Origin of the sequence: Klebsiella sp. GB_Kp047 (assembly GCF_040065235.1) — a bacterium.
GTDB classification, from domain to species: Bacteria; Pseudomonadota; Gammaproteobacteria; order Enterobacterales; family Enterobacteriaceae; genus Klebsiella; species Klebsiella quasipneumoniae.
The window spans coordinates 1-14,499 of record NZ_JBEAJG010000004.1; the positions used below are offsets into that span (position 1 = coordinate 1).

The 14,499-nt window shown below is 58.0% G+C and carries 14 protein-coding genes; 12 read left to right on the forward strand and 2 right to left on the reverse strand.

The annotated features are described in order from the left end of the window. Window positions 1–321 precede the first annotated feature (321 nt). Window positions 322–1,461, reverse strand: a complete 1,140-nt coding sequence (queG, locus tag ABLV76_RS03375; RefSeq protein WP_064151115.1) for a tRNA epoxyqueuosine(34) reductase QueG — start codon at window positions 1,459–1,461, stop codon at window positions 322–324. A gap of 13 nt (window positions 1,462–1,474) precedes the next feature. On the opposite strand from queG, the gene nnr reads away from it, so the two are divergent. The 9 genes from nnr (at window position 1,475) to hflC (ending at window position 11,717) form a co-directional block, all read left to right on the forward strand. Further along, window positions 1,475–2,986 carry a bifunctional ADP-dependent NAD(P)H-hydrate dehydratase/NAD(P)H-hydrate epimerase gene (gene nnr / locus ABLV76_RS03380; protein WP_348878185.1) on the forward strand — a complete coding sequence of 504 codons (1,512 nt, stop codon included), beginning with the start codon at window positions 1,475–1,477 and terminating at the stop codon, window positions 2,984–2,986. Further along, window positions 2,979–3,440, forward strand: a complete 462-nt coding sequence (tsaE, locus tag ABLV76_RS03385; protein ID WP_004206439.1) for a tRNA (adenosine(37)-N6)-threonylcarbamoyltransferase complex ATPase subunit type 1 TsaE — start codon at window positions 2,979–2,981, stop codon at window positions 3,438–3,440. Before nnr ends, tsaE begins: the two co-directional genes overlap by 8 nt. Before the next feature lie 16 nt (window positions 3,441–3,456). Next, entirely contained in the window at window positions 3,457–4,812 is a 1,356-nt protein-coding gene (gene amiB / locus ABLV76_RS03390) for an N-acetylmuramoyl-L-alanine amidase AmiB (RefSeq protein ID WP_043519282.1), read from the forward strand. A gap of 10 nt (window positions 4,813–4,822) precedes the next feature. Then, window positions 4,823–6,682 carry a DNA mismatch repair endonuclease MutL gene (mutL, locus tag ABLV76_RS03395; RefSeq protein ID WP_064189880.1) on the forward strand — a complete coding sequence of 620 codons (1,860 nt, stop codon included), beginning with the start codon at window positions 4,823–4,825 and terminating at the stop codon, window positions 6,680–6,682. Further along, on the forward strand, window positions 6,675–7,625 hold the full coding sequence (gene miaA, locus ABLV76_RS03400; protein WP_004206442.1) for a tRNA (adenosine(37)-N6)-dimethylallyltransferase MiaA: 951 nt from the start codon (window positions 6,675–6,677) through the stop codon (window positions 7,623–7,625). The genes mutL and miaA overlap by 8 nt, the downstream gene beginning before the upstream one ends. A gap of 92 nt (window positions 7,626–7,717) precedes the next feature. Next, window positions 7,718–8,026 (forward strand): RNA chaperone Hfq, encoded by a 309-nt coding sequence (gene hfq, locus ABLV76_RS03405; RefSeq protein ID WP_043519288.1) that lies wholly within the window; start codon window positions 7,718–7,720, stop codon window positions 8,024–8,026. A 75-nt stretch (window positions 8,027–8,101) separates the two neighbouring features. Beyond that, window positions 8,102–9,382 (forward strand): ribosome rescue GTPase HflX, encoded by a 1,281-nt coding sequence (hflX, locus tag ABLV76_RS03410; RefSeq protein ID WP_004146725.1) that lies wholly within the window; start codon window positions 8,102–8,104, stop codon window positions 9,380–9,382. 65 nt (window positions 9,383–9,447) lie between these two features. Beyond that, the gene (gene hflK / locus ABLV76_RS03415; RefSeq protein WP_004206443.1) at window positions 9,448–10,710 is read left to right on the forward strand and encodes an FtsH protease activity modulator HflK; all 1,263 of its coding nucleotides are present in this window, start codon (window positions 9,448–9,450) and stop codon (window positions 10,708–10,710) included. A 2-nt stretch (window positions 10,711–10,712) separates the two neighbouring features. Further along, window positions 10,713–11,717 (forward strand): protease modulator HflC, encoded by a 1,005-nt coding sequence (hflC, locus tag ABLV76_RS03420; protein ID WP_004192484.1) that lies wholly within the window; start codon window positions 10,713–10,715, stop codon window positions 11,715–11,717. A gap of 83 nt (window positions 11,718–11,800) precedes the next feature. Here the strand turns inward: hflC and ABLV76_RS03425 are convergent, their stop codons facing one another. Continuing rightward, window positions 11,801–12,091, reverse strand: a complete 291-nt coding sequence (locus ABLV76_RS03425) for a hypothetical protein (RefSeq protein WP_023291715.1) — start codon at window positions 12,089–12,091, stop codon at window positions 11,801–11,803. A 223-nt stretch (window positions 12,092–12,314) separates the two neighbouring features. On the opposite strand from ABLV76_RS03425, the gene ABLV76_RS03430 reads away from it, so the two are divergent. The 3 genes from ABLV76_RS03430 (at window position 12,315) to nsrR (ending at window position 14,488) form a co-directional block, all read left to right on the forward strand. Then, the gene (locus ABLV76_RS03430) at window positions 12,315–12,512 is read left to right on the forward strand and encodes a DUF2065 domain-containing protein (RefSeq protein WP_002885664.1); all 198 of its coding nucleotides are present in this window, start codon (window positions 12,315–12,317) and stop codon (window positions 12,510–12,512) included. Between the two features lie 101 nt (window positions 12,513–12,613). Next, entirely contained in the window at window positions 12,614–13,912 is a 1,299-nt protein-coding gene (locus tag ABLV76_RS03435) for an adenylosuccinate synthase (RefSeq protein WP_004206445.1), read from the forward strand. 150 nt (window positions 13,913–14,062) lie between these two features. Then, the gene (nsrR, locus tag ABLV76_RS03440; RefSeq protein WP_002885667.1) at window positions 14,063–14,488 is read left to right on the forward strand and encodes a nitric oxide-sensing transcriptional repressor NsrR; all 426 of its coding nucleotides are present in this window, start codon (window positions 14,063–14,065) and stop codon (window positions 14,486–14,488) included. Window positions 14,489–14,499 lie beyond the last annotated feature (11 nt).

Below are 14,499 nucleotides of genomic sequence, written 5' to 3' on the forward strand. Positions count from 1 at the left end.
ACGACCTTGCCAAGGTCGGGGTCGCGAGTTCGAGTCTCGTTTCCCGCTCCAAATTTTCTTCCATCTCTTATTTATCCACAGTGCAATCCAGCGCCGGGGATGATTTTCGTTTGGTCTGCAGAAATACTGTAAACAGAGTTATCCACAGGTTGTCGTTTCGCTTCTGACGGCGTAAATGCTTCGCTTTGTAAATAATATCTTTATATCTAATTGAAATTTAACAATTAAATTTCATTTCGAAATGTTAATCCGATCACTTGACCTCGGTCTGCGCCTTGAAACTCAATGTGTTTTAGATTTTATTCACAGCCTGTGAATGAATCAGGCGTCGCGCGGCAGGCCTTTCTCTACCACCCTGACCAGACGTAATTTTTTCGGCAGCTGTACTTCGACGGCGTCGACGCTGCGCTTTTTCAGTTGCTGGGCAATCGCCCAATCAATGTGCTCGTCGAGAAGCGGGTGCTCGCCCAGGCGACTCTCCAGTGCGCGAAGATGGGCTTCATCCCAGGGCGCATTGCCCAGCGCGACGGCGATATTACGCAGCCAGCGCAGATGACCAATGCGACGAATCGCCGACCCTTCGGTCACCTTCAGAAACCACGCTTCGCTCCAGGCGAACAGCTCCACCAGCGGCGGGGCATGCAGCGCCTGGCGCGGGCTGAAATCCTCTTCATCGGTGAGCTGTGAGAAACGGTTCCACGGGCAGATAAGCTGGCAGTCGTCGCAGCCATAGATCCGGTTGCCGATGAGCGGACGGAACTCCTCCGGAATAGCGCCTTCCAGTTCGATGGTGAGATAGGAGATGCAGCGGCGGGCGTCGACGGTATAGGGCTCAACGATGGCCCCGGTGGGGCAGATAGTCATGCAGGCGACACAGCGTCCACACTCCTCCGCGACCGGGCTGTCGACCGGCAGGGGCAGGTCAATCAGCAGTTCGCCGAGAAAAAAGAATGATCCGGCGTCGCGGCTTAAGATAAGTGAGTGCTTACCTGTCCAGCCAAGGCCCGCTTTTTCTGCAATGGGCCGTTCCAGGATAGGCGCGGAATCGACAAAAGGTCTAAAATTGAGCGAAGCACACTGTTCCTGAATCTTCTCACCCAGTTTTTTCAGGCGATTACGTAGCAGCTTATGATAATCACGCCCGAGGGCATAACGGCTGACGTAACCCAGCGCGGGATCTTTCAGGGTGCGGGCAAAGGCGGCGTTGGCGGGCAGATAATTCATCCGCACGCTGATGACGCGTAACGTACCGGGCAGCAGTTCGTGGGGGCGGGCGCGCATCATACCGTGACGGGCCATCCACTCCATTTCGCCGTGGTATTGTTTATCCAGCCATGCCTGCAGTTTGGGTTCACTGGCGCTGAGGTCGGTATCGGCGATACCGACCTGCTGGAACCCGAGCTCTGTGCCCCATTGTTTGATTTGTTGCGCTAACTGAACGAGATCGAGGGGCTGTGACATGATGGACCATACAATGACGAATAACCCTGACAGTATACCATACAACATTTGGCCTGCGGAGGCGCTGCGCCTGGCCGAACGAGAGGCGGCGGACAGCCTGGGACTGACGCTGTTTGAACTGATGCAGCGCGCGGGCGAGGCGGCGTTCCAACTGGCCAGCCGCGCTTTTCCTGACAGCGCGCACTGGCTGATCCTCTGCGGGCATGGCAACAACGGCGGTGACGGATATGTCGTCGCGCGTCTGGCCCAGGCCGCCGGGCGGAGGGTGACGCTGCTGGCGCTAGAGAGTGACAGCCCGCTGCCGGAAGAGGCGCAGGCGGCGCGGGAGGCATGGCTTAACGCCGGCGGCGTGATCCATGCGGCCACTGTCCCCTGGCCAGACGATATCTCACTGATTATTGATGGCCTGCTCGGCACCGGGTTGCGCAGTGCGCCGCGTGAATCCGTCGCGGTGCTCATTCACCAGGCGAACCACCATCCTGCGCCGGTGCTGGCTCTGGATATCCCTTCCGGCCTGAACGCGCAGACCGGCGCGACGCCGGGGGCGGTCATTCAGGCCGACCATACGCTGACGTTTATCGCGCTCAAACCGGGGCTGCTGACCGGCAAGGCGCGGGATGTCGTCGGGCAGCTCCACCATCATGCGCTGGGGCTTGAGCGCTGGCTCGCCGGGCAAAGTACCCCCCTGACGCGGTTTTGCGCCGCCCACCTTGCCGACTGGCTGCCGCCGCGCCGGGCCACCTCCCATAAGGGCGATCACGGCAAGCTGGCGATCGTCGGCGGCGATCGCGGCACGGCAGGCGCGATTCGCATGTGCGGTGAAGCGGCTTTACGCGCCGGCGCAGGGCTGGTGCGAGTACTTACTCACCCGGAGAACGTGGCGCCTATTATCACCGCCCGGCCGGAATTAATGGTGGATGAGCTGACGCCGCAGACCCTGAAAGCCGCGCTGGAGTGGGCGGAGGTGGTGGCGATTGGCCCAGGTCTGGGGCAGAACGAGTGGGGACGCAGCGCCCTGCGCATGGTGGAAAGGGTTAACAAACCGATGGTCTGGGACGCCGATGCGCTGAACCTGCTGGCATTCAATCCCGATAAACGTCACAATCGCGTGCTGACGCCGCACCCCGGCGAAGCGGCCCGTCTGCTGAATATCAGCGTGGCAGAAATTGAAAGCGATCGCTTACTTTCTGCGCAGCGTCTGGTAAAACGGTATGGCGGCGTGGTCGTGCTGAAAGGCGCGGGCACGGTGGTGGCCAGTGAAAGCGGGGCGATGGGCATTATCGACGCCGGCAATGCCGGGATGGCCAGCGGCGGCATGGGCGATGTGCTCACTGGCATCATCGCCGCATTGTTAGGACAGCACCTGACGCCGTATGATGCTGCCTGTGCCGGGTGCGTCGCGCATGGCGATGCCGCCGACCGACTGGCCGCCCGCGAGGGCACCCGCGGCATGCTGGCGACCGATCTCTTTTCCACGCTCAAGCGTGTTGTTAACCCGGATGTGATTGACGTAGACCATGATTAACCGAGTGATTCCTTTACCCGATGAGCAGGCCACGCTGGCCCTGGGCGACCGTATTGCGCAGGCCTGTACCGGCGCCACCGTGATTTACCTTTATGGTGACTTAGGCGCGGGAAAAACCACCTTTAGCCGCGGCTTTTTACAGGCGCTCGGTCACCGCGGCAATGTCAAAAGCCCAACTTATACCCTGGTGGAACCGTATACCCTCGACAAGCTGATGGTGTATCACTTCGATCTCTACCGCCTGGCGGATCCTGAGGAGCTGGAATTTATGGGGATCCGCGATTATTTTGCCGACGATGCCATCTGCCTGGTGGAATGGCCGCAGCAAGGCGCAGGTGTCCTGCCTGACCCGGACGTTGAAATTCACCTTGATTACCAGGCACAAGGGCGTGAGGCGCGCATTACCGCGATCTCCTCACGGGGTGAGTCTTTACTGGCACGTTTAGCCATTTAGCCTGAAGGATGACGGGATGAAGTATCGCATAACCACCTGGCTTGCCGCTGCGCTGATGCTGTCGAGTCTTCACGCCACTGCGGCGAGTTTATCCGATATCCAGGTCTCCAACGGAGACCAGCAGGCCCGTATTACTCTTAGCTTTGTCGGTGAACCGGAGTACTCTTTTACCCCCCAGGGCAAACGACTGGTGGCGCTGGATATCAAACAGACCGGCGTATTGCAGGGACTGCCGCTGAAATTTAGCGGCAGCAACCTGGTGAAGAGCATTCGTGCCGGTACGCCGCAGGATTCGCAGACGCTGCGTCTGTTGGTGGATCTGACGGAAGATGGCAAAACCCGGGCGGTGAAGCAACAGAACGGGGCGAATTACACGGTGGTCTTTACCATCAACGCCGACGCGCCGCCGCCGCCGCCGCCACCTCCTGTGGTGGTGAAACGGGCCGACCCGTCGCCGGTGATGCCTTCCCGGACGGTGACGGCGGGACGCAATCCGTTCAGCTCGTCGGGTCATGAACGGCAGACGGTGATGACCTCCTCTCAGCCGGCGATGACCAACAATCAGACCGTGACCCGTCCGGCGGCCCGCACGGTGTCGGCGGATGATAAAGTCATTATCGCCATTGATGCCGGGCACGGCGGCCAGGATCCTGGCGCGATTGGCCCGAATGGCACCAAAGAGAAGAACGTGACTATCGCCATCGCGCGCAAGCTGCGGGCGCTGCTGAACGCCGATCCGCAGTTTAAACCGGTGCTGACCCGTGACGGGGATTACTTTATTTCGGTAATGGGACGCTCGGATGTGGCGCGTAAGCAAAATGCCAACTTCCTCGTCTCAATCCATGCTGACGCCGCGCCAAACCGCGACGCCACCGGCGCCTCGGTATGGGTGCTCTCTAACCGTCGCGCCAACAGTGAAATGGCCGGCTGGCTGGAACAGCATGAGAAACAGTCTGAACTGCTCGGCGGCGCGGGCGATGTGCTGGCGAACAGCCAGGCCGATCCCTACCTGAGCCAGGCGGTGTTGGATCTGCAGTTCGGTCACTCCCAACGCGTCGGCTACGATGTCGCGACCAACGTGCTCAGCCAGCTGCAGCGGATTGGCAATCTGCATAAACGCCGTCCGGAGCATGCCAGCCTCGGCGTACTGCGCTCGCCGGACATTCCGTCGATCCTCGTGGAAACAGGCTTTATCAGTAACAACGGGGAAGAACGGCTGCTGGGGAGCGATGATTACCAGGAGCAGATTGCGGAGGCGATTTACAACGGTCTGCGCAACTACTTTATGCAGCATCCGCTGCAGTCTGCGCCTCGCGGCGAGGCGGCGCAGACCGCCAGCGCCGCAGCGCCAGGCGGGATGTTGATTAACTAAGGAGCAGGGGATGCCGATTCAGGTTCTGCCGCCGCAGCTCGCCAACCAGATTGCCGCCGGCGAAGTGGTGGAACGGCCCGCGTCGGTGGTGAAAGAGCTGGTTGAAAACAGCCTTGATGCGGGCGCCACGCGAATTGATATTGATATCGAACGCGGCGGCGCGAAGCTCATTCGCATTCGCGATAACGGCTGCGGCATCAAAAAAGACGAGCTGGCGCTGGCCCTGGCTCGCCACGCGACCAGCAAAATCGCCTCGCTCGACGATCTCGAAGCCATTATCAGCCTCGGCTTTCGCGGCGAAGCGCTGGCCAGTATTAGCTCGGTGGCGCGTCTGACGCTCACCTCGCGCACGGCGGAACAGCAGGAAGCCTGGCAGGCGTATGCCGAAGGCCGCGATCAGGCGGTGACGGTGAAGCCGGCGGCGCACCCGGTCGGCACCACCCTGGAAGTCCTCGATCTGTTCTACAATACCCCGGCGCGGCGCAAATTTATGCGTACCGAAAAGACTGAGTTCGGCCACATTGACGAGGTGGTCCGCCGCATTGCGCTGGCGCGCTTCGACGTCACCATCAACCTCAGCCATAACGGCAAGGTGATGCGCCAGTATCGGGCAGTCGCTCAGGATGGCCAACGGGAGCGGCGGCTGGGAACCATCTGTGGCGCCGCCTTTCTTGAACATGCCCTGGCGATTGAGTGGCAGCATGGCGATCTGACCCTGCGCGGCTGGGTCGCCGATCCGCTGCATACCACCCCTGCGCTGGCGGAAATTCAGTATTGCTACGTTAACGGGCGGATGATGCGGGACCGGCTGATCAACCACGCTATCCGCCAGGCCTGTGAAGACAAACTGGGGGCCGATCAGCAGCCGGCGTTTGTGCTGTATCTGGAGATCGATCCCCATCAGGTGGATGTGAACGTCCACCCGGCCAAGCATGAGGTGCGTTTCCATCAGTCGCGCCTGGTGCATGACTTTATCTACCAGGGCGTACTGAGCGTGCTGCAGCAGCAACTTGACGCGCCGCTGGCGGAAAAAGACGACCCGCCGGCGCCCCGTGCGATGCCGGAGAACCGGATCGCGGCGGGCGGCAACCAGTTTGCGCGGCCGTCGGAAGCGCGTGAACCGGCAACCCGTTTCAGCATCACGCCATCGCGTGAGTCTGCGGCCTCCAGCGGCAGGCCGGGCGGCGCGAGCTGGCCGCACGCGCAGCCGGGTTACCAGAAGCAGCAAGGGGCGCTTTATCGTCAGTTGCTCGACACGCCGACGGCGCCAAAGCCCGCGTTACAGACCCCGGGCGCGGCGGAACTGGCCGGGCACAGTCAGAGCTTTGGCAGAGTGCTGACGATTGTGAGCCGCGACTGCGCGCTGCTGGAGCGCGAGGGCGGCCTGGCGCTGCTGTCGTTGACCGTTGCCGAGCGCTGGCTGCGCCAGGCGCAGTTGACCCCGGGAGCAGAGGCCGTCTGTGCCCAGCCGCTGTTGATCCCCCTGCGGTTAAAAGTGACGGAAGGGGAAAAGCAGGCGCTGGTCGCCGCGCAGTCGGCGCTGACGCAGTTGGGGATCGATATGCATACCGATGCCCTGCACGTGACGGTGCGCGCGGTCCCTTTACCCTTAAGACAACAAAATTTACAAATCTTGATTCCTGAACTGATAGGCTACCTGGCGCAGCAAAACGCATTCGACGTCGGCAATATCGCCCAATGGATGGCGCGTAATCTGACGAGCGAACAGACGTCATGGAATATGGCGCAGGCGATTGCGCTGCTGGCGGACGTTGAGCGTCTTTGCCCGCAGCTGGTGAGAACGCCGCCGGGTGGCCTGTTACAACCTGTAGATCTCCATTCGGCGATGAATGCCCTGAAAGATGAATGATGTAACCGAGGCGAGCCTGCCCAAGGCAATTTTTTTAATGGGCCCGACGGCCTCCGGCAAAACCGCGCTGGCGATAGCCTTACGTAAAGTTTTGCCAGTAGAGTTGATTAGTGTTGATTCCGCCCTCATTTATCGGGGAATGGATATTGGCACCGCCAAACCGGATGCCGCAGAGCTGAGCGCCGCGCCGCACCGGCTGCTGGATATTTTGGATCCGGCAGAGGCCTATTCCGCGGCGGATTTTCGCCGCGATGCGCTGGCGGCGATGGCGGAAATTGTCGCCGCCGGGCGAATTCCGCTGTTAGTCGGCGGGACGATGTTGTATTTCAAAGCGTTGCTGGAAGGATTGTCGCCCTTACCGTCCGCTGACCCAGAGGTCAGAGCGCGGATTGAGCAACAGGCCGCAGAGCAGGGGTGGAACGCGTTACATCAGCAGTTACAGGAGATCGATCCCGTAGCGGCTGCGCGTATTCATCCAAATGATCCGCAAAGGCTTTCCCGGGCACTGGAAGTTTTTTTCATTTCGGGTAAAACTTTAACGGAACTGACGCAAACGTCAGGAGACGCTCTGCCATATCAGGTGCATCAGTTCGCCATCGCCCCGGCGAGCCGTGAACTGCTCCATCAACGCATAGAACAGCGTTTTCATCAGATGTTAGCTTCAGGTTTTGAAGCAGAAGTACGGGCGCTTTTTGCCCGCGGAGATTTGCATACGGATATGCCTTCCATCCGTTGTGTCGGATACCGCCAGATGTGGTCATATCTCAATGGCGAGATCCCGTATGATGAGATGGTTTATCGAGGTGTTTGCGCCACGAGACAGTTAGCCAAACGTCAGGTCACCTGGCTGCGCGGTTGGGAAGGTGTGCACTGGTTAGACAGTGAACAACCCGAACAAGCGCTCAACAAAGTATTACAGGTTGTTGGTGCGAGCCAGAACTGAACGTGTACAATTAAACGGTATCGTGCGTAATTTTTTTTGAGAATCGTAAGGTTCTGAGTACAAAACAAGCATACATATAAGGAAAAGAGAGAATGGCTAAGGGGCAATCTTTACAAGATCCGTTCCTGAACGCTTTGCGTCGGGAACGCGTTCCGGTTTCTATTTATTTGGTGAATGGTATCAAGCTGCAAGGGCAAATTGAGTCTTTCGATCAGTTCGTGATCCTGTTGAAGAACACGGTCAGCCAGATGGTCTATAAGCACGCAATTTCTACTGTTGTCCCGTCTCGCCCGGTGTCTCACCACAGCAACAATGCTGGCGGCGGTTCCAGTAACTATCACCACGGTGGTAGCGCGCAGAGCTCTTCTGCGCCGCAACAAGACAGCGACGACGCCGAATAAGGCTAGTGCTGTTTTTCCACGCCGGGGAGCCAGGTTTTCTGCGTTCCCCGCTGGTATTTTATAAGGGGTTTACGCTTGTTTGACCGTTATGACGCCGGTGAGCAGGCGGTACTGGTACACATCTATTTTTCGCAAGACAAAGATATGGAAGATCTCCAGGAGTTTGAAACTCTGGCCTCTTCCGCCGGTGTCGAAGCAATGCAGGTGATTACCGGTAGCCGTAAAGCACCGCACCCGAAGTATTTTGTTGGTGAAGGTAAGGCAGTCGAAATTGCGGAAGCCGTTAAAGCGACCGGCGCTTCGGTCGTGCTCTTCGATCATGCCCTGAGTCCGGCGCAAGAACGCAACCTGGAACGCCTGTGCGAATGCCGGGTTATCGATCGTACCGGTCTTATTTTAGATATTTTCGCTCAGCGCGCGCGCACCCATGAAGGGAAACTGCAGGTCGAGCTGGCGCAGCTGCGCCATATGGCGACCCGCCTTGTCCGCGGCTGGACCCACCTTGAAAGACAAAAGGGCGGGATCGGTTTGCGTGGCCCGGGTGAAACCCAGCTCGAAACTGACCGTCGTTTATTGCGTAACCGCATCATGCAGATCCTGTCGCGGCTGGAAAAAGTCGAGAAACAGCGTGAGCAGGGGCGGCGGTCGCGCGCGAAAGCCGATATTCCAACCGTGTCGCTGGTGGGCTACACCAACGCCGGAAAATCAACGCTCTTTAACCAGATCACCGCCGCCGAGGTCTATGCCGCGAACCAGCTGTTCGCCACTCTGGACCCGACGCTGCGCCGCATTGACGTCCCTGACGTCGGCGAAACCGTGCTGGCCGATACCGTGGGCTTTATTCGCCACCTGCCGCACGATCTGGTGGCCGCGTTTAAAGCGACGTTGCAGGAGACGCGTCAGGCGACGCTGCTGCTGCATGTGATTGACGCAGCGGATGTCCGCGTGCAGGAAAACATTGATGCGGTAAATACGGTTCTCGCTGAAATTGAGGCCGATGAGATCCCGGCGCTGCTGGTGATGAACAAAATCGACATGCTGGACGATTTTGAACCGCGCATCGATCGCGACGATGAAAATAAACCGATTCGGGTCTGGCTTTCCGCTCAGACCGGGGTTGGCGTACCACTGCTTTTCCAGGCGTTAACGGAGCGCCTTTCCGGTGAAGTGGCCCAGCATACGCTGCGCTTACCGCCGAAAGAAGGGCGACTGAGAAGCCGTTTCTATCAGCTTCAGGCGATAGAAAAAGAGTGGATGGAGGATGACGGCAGCGTGAGTCTGCAGGTGCGCATGCCGATCGTTGACTGGCGGCGCCTCTGTAAGCAAGAGCCAACGCTTGTTGACTATGTGGTTTGACCTTGCAGCTTGCCTGAAGATATTGACCCCTGTGGGGATATCAAAAACAAATATGGAGCATATACATGGCGTGGAATCAGCCCGGTAATAACGGACAGGACCGCGACCCGTGGGGGAGCAGCAAACCTGGCGGCAACTCTGAGGGAAATGGCAATAAAGGCGGTCGCGAGCAGGGGCCGCCGGATCTGGATGATATCTTCCGCAAGTTAAGTAAAAAACTTGGCGGGCTCGGCGGCGGCAAGGGCGGACTGGGCGGCGGCAATAGCGCGCAGGGACCTCGCGGACCGATGGGCGGGCGTATTGTCGGCATCGTTGCCGCGGCAGCCGTGATTATCTGGGCGGCCAGCGGTTTCTATACCATTAAAGAAGCTGAACGTGGCGTGGTCACCCGCTTTGGTAAGTTCAGCCATCTGGTTGAGCCGGGCCTGAACTGGAAGCCGACCTTTATCGATAACGTGCAGGCGGTGAACGTGGAGTCAGTACGCGAACTGGCGGCGTCCGGCGTCATGCTGACCTCTGACGAAAACGTGGTACGCGTTGAGATGAACGTGCAGTACCGCGTCACCGATCCGGAGCGCTACCTGTTTAGCGTCACCAGCGCGGATGACAGCCTGCGTCAGGCTACCGACAGCGCGCTGCGCGGGGTGATCGGTAAATACACTATGGATCGCATTCTGACCGAAGGTCGTACCGTGATCCGTAGCGATACTCAGCGTGAGCTGGAAGAGACGATTCGCCCGTACAACATGGGCATCACTCTGCTGGACGTCAACTTCCAGACGGCGCGTCCGCCGGAAGAGGTGAAGGCCGCGTTTGACGATGCCATTGCCGCGCGTGAGAACGAGCAGCAGTACATTCGTGAAGCGGAAGCGTATACCAACGAAGTCCAGCCGCGGGCGAATGGTCAGGCGCAGCGTATCCTCGAAGAGGCACGCGCCTATAAGACCCAGACCGTCCTGGAAGCCCAGGGTGAAGTGGCTCGCTTTGCTAAGATCCTGCCGGAATACAAAGCCGCGCCGGAGATTACCCGCGAGCGTCTGTACATCGAAACCATGGAAAAAGTGCTGAGCCACACCCGTAAAGTGCTGGTTAATGACAGCAAAAACGGCAATCTGATGGTTCTGCCGCTGGACCAGATGCTGAAAGGCGCCGCTGCGCCGGCAGCAAAGAGCGATAGCAGTGACGCCAGCGATCTGCTGCGTCTGCCGCCTGCATCCAGCACTGGCAGCGCCAGCACCTCATCAACCTCGAGCTCAACCGGGGGTAGCATTATGGACCAACGCCGCGCTAACGCGCAGCGTAACGACTACCAGCGTCAGGGGGAATAACGATGCGTAAATCTGTTATCGCGATCATTGTCATCGTGCTGGTAGTGCTCTACATGTCAGTCTTTGTCGTGAAGGAGGGCGAGCGCGGTATCACGCTGCGTTTCGGTAAAGTTCTGCGCGACGACGAAAACAAGCCGCTGGTATACGCGCCAGGCCTGCACTTCAAGATCCCGTTTATCGAATCGGTGAAAATGCTGGATGCGCGTATTCAGACCATGGATAACCAGGCTGACCGTTTTGTCACCAAAGAGAAGAAAGACCTGATCGTCGACTCCTATATTAAATGGCGCATCAGCGACTTCAGCCGTTACTACCTGGCCACCGGCGGCGGCGACGTCTCCCAGGCAGAGGTGCTGCTGAAGCGTAAATTCTCGGACCGTCTGCGTTCTGAAATCGGCCGTCTGGATGTGAAAGACATCGTCACCGACTCCCGTGGCCGCCTGACGCTGGAAGTGCGTGATGCGCTGAACTCAGGGTCGGCCGGTACGGAAGACGAGGTTAGCACGCCGGCAGCTGACGACGCGATTGCCAAAGCGGCAGAGCGCGTGGAAGCGGAAACCAACGGCAAAGTGCAGGTGATCAACCCGAACAGTATGGCGGCGCTGGGTATTGAAGTCGTCGACGTGCGTATCAAGCAGATCAACCTGCCGGCGGAAGTGTCGGAAGCGATCTACAACCGTATGCGCGCGGAGCGTGAAGCGGTTGCTCGTCGCCACCGTTCACAGGGTCAGGAAGAGGCGGAAAAACTGCGCGCGACCGCGGACTATGAAGTCACCAAGACGCTGGCGGAAGCCGAGCGCCAGGGCCGTATCCTGCGTGGTGAAGGCGATGCGGAATCGGCAAAACTGTTTGCCGACGCGTTCAGTCAGGATCCTGGCTTCTATTCCTTTATTCGTAGCCTGCGCGCCTATGAGAAGAGCTTCCAGAGCAATCAGGATGTCATGGTCCTGAGCCCGGATAGCGATTTCTTCCGCTATATGCGTTCACCGGATTCGGTGCGTAAATAAGTCGAAGATGACAGTAACCTACAGTGGTTAATGCAAAAAGGCGCCTGAGACAGGCGCCTTTTTTTATGCTACGACGGCGTGAATTAGTTGCCGAGCAGCTTGTTTAGCAGGCCACCGATCACCGGCAGGCTCGCCAGCGTACTCTCGATGGTGCCGCCGATAGATGAGCCAACGCTTTCGCCCAGGGTTTTGCCCAGGTCCGGCGCCAGATCGGCCAGATTAATGGTGCCAAGCAGCGGCAGGTTGATGCTCAGGGCATCGGTGCCCATCGTCCATACGGCGGCGCCGACCTTACTACCTAAGGAGGCCAGGCCATCCTGTAACCAGCCTGCGCCGCTCACATTTTCGATTTCAAATGCGGTTAATTCTCTCATGATAATCTTCCTGATTATGTAGACGTACCGGGTTGTAGTACGCGACGGCATAGTTGCAATTTAAAAAATAGACAGCAATACAACTGGTTATGAATTTTGTTTCACCTTTCCGGTTCATAATGAAGAGGAAATACGGGACAATGTGAATTGAGTGAATGCATTCACTATGCTGGCCGATGACGCCTGCGAAGGCGGCGATGATACTTTTCAATTAGGGTTGACGATGAACTCCACCATTTGGCTGGCGCTGGCGCTGGTTTTAGTACTCGAAGGGCTTGGCCCGCTACTTTATCCGCGCGCCTGGCGCAAGATGGTCGCCAGCCTGAGCCAGCTCCCGGATAATTTATTGCGGCGCTTTGGCGGCGGACTTGTGGTAGCCGGGATTGTGATCTACTACATGTTGAGGAAATCGATTGGCTGATCAAAAAGTGGTCGGATTTGCCTTATTTTGGATGCAAAAGTGCTGTAACTCTGAAAAAGCGATGGTAGAATCCATTTTTAAGCAAACGGTGATTTTGAAAAATGGGTAACAACGTCGTCGTACTGGGCACCCAATGGGGTGACGAAGGTAAAGGGAAGATCGTCGATCTCCTGACAGAACGGGCTAAATATGTTGTGCGCTACCAGGGTGGTCACAACGCCGGCCATACTCTCGTAATCAACGGTGAAAAAACCGTTCTCCATCTTATTCCATCAGGCATTCTGCGTGAAAACGTCACCAGCATCATCGGTAACGGCGTCGTGCTGTCTCCGGCTGCGCTGATGAAAGAGATGAAGGGCCTGGAAGACCGTGGTATCCCGGTTCGCGAGCGTCTGCTGCTCTCTGAAGCCTGCCCGCTTATCCTTGACTATCACGTGGCGCTGGACGTGGCGCGTGAAAAAGCGCGCGGCGCGAAGGCTATCGGCACCACCGGTCGCGGCATCGGCCCGGCTTACGAAGATAAAGTCGCTCGTCGCGGTCTGCGCGTTGGCGATCTGTTCGATAAAGCAACCTTCGCCGATAAACTGAAAGAAGTGATGGAATATCACAACTTCCAGCTGGTGAACTTCTACAAAGCAGAAGCCGTTGACTACCAGAAAGTGCTGGACGATGTAATGGCGATTGCCGACATCCTGACCGGCATGGTGGTGGACGTTTCCGACCTGCTGGATCAGGCGCGTAAACGCGGCGACTTCGTGATGTTCGAAGGCGCGCAGGGCACGCTGCTGGATATCGACCATGGTACTTATCCGTACGTAACCTCTTCCAACACCACCGCGGGTGGCGTGGCGACCGGCTCCGGCCTGGGCCCGCGTTATGTGGATTACGTTCTGGGTATCATCAAAGCTTACTCGACTCGCGTAGGCGCGGGTCCGTTCCCGACCGAGCTGTTTGATGAGACCGGCGAGTTCCTCTGCAAGCAGGGTAACGAATTCGGCGCCACCACCGGTCGTCGTCGTCGTACCGGCTGGCTGGACGCCGTCGCGGTTCGTCGCGCGGTGCAGATTAACTCCCTGTCCGGCTTCTGCCTGACTAAACTGGACGTCCTCGACGGCCTGAAAGAAGTGAAAATCTGCGTCGGCTACCGTATGCCGGATGGCCGCGAAGTGACCACCACTCCGCTGGCAGCCGACAACTGGGAAGGTATCGAGCCTATCTACGAAACCATGCCGGGCTGGTCTGAAACCACCTTCGGCGTGAAAGAGCGCAGCGGCCTGCCGCAGGCAGCGCTGAACTACATCCAGCGTATTGAAGAGCTGACCGGCGTACCGGTTGATATCATCTCTACTGGTCCAGACCGTTCCGAGACCATGATTCTGCGCGACCCGTTCGACGCATAATCACTCGCAAGGGGCGCCGTTCAGGCGCCCTTGTTTTTGCTGTTCGCCCGCCCCATTTTAAATAAATTAGCGGCCTGAGCGCTGGCTGGTTTATCATCAATAATAATGATGTCGCTCGACATACCCTGTTTTCTTTTCCCTGAGGTTTATGTGCAGTTAACGAGTTTCACCGATTACGGACTACGGGCGCTGATTTATATGGCGTCGCTGCCGGAAGGACGGATGACCAGTATCTCGGAAGTAACCGAGGTCTATGGCGTCTCCCGTAATCATATGGTTAAAATAATCAATCAGTTAAGTCGCATGGGCTATGTGACTGCCGTGCGGGGGAAGAACGGGGGCATTCGCCTCGGCAAACCAGCTGGACAGATCCGCGTCGGTGACGTGGTACGCGACCTGGAACCCTTATCGCTGGTCAACTGCAGCAGCGAGTTTTGCCACATTACACCAGCCTGTCGTCTGAAACAGGCACTAGCTGAAGCCGCGCAGAGTTTTCTCAAGGAACTGGATAACTATACGCTGGCTGATTTGGTTGAGAAGAATCAACCGCTTTATAAATTATTGCTGGTGGAGTGACGCCACTCTGC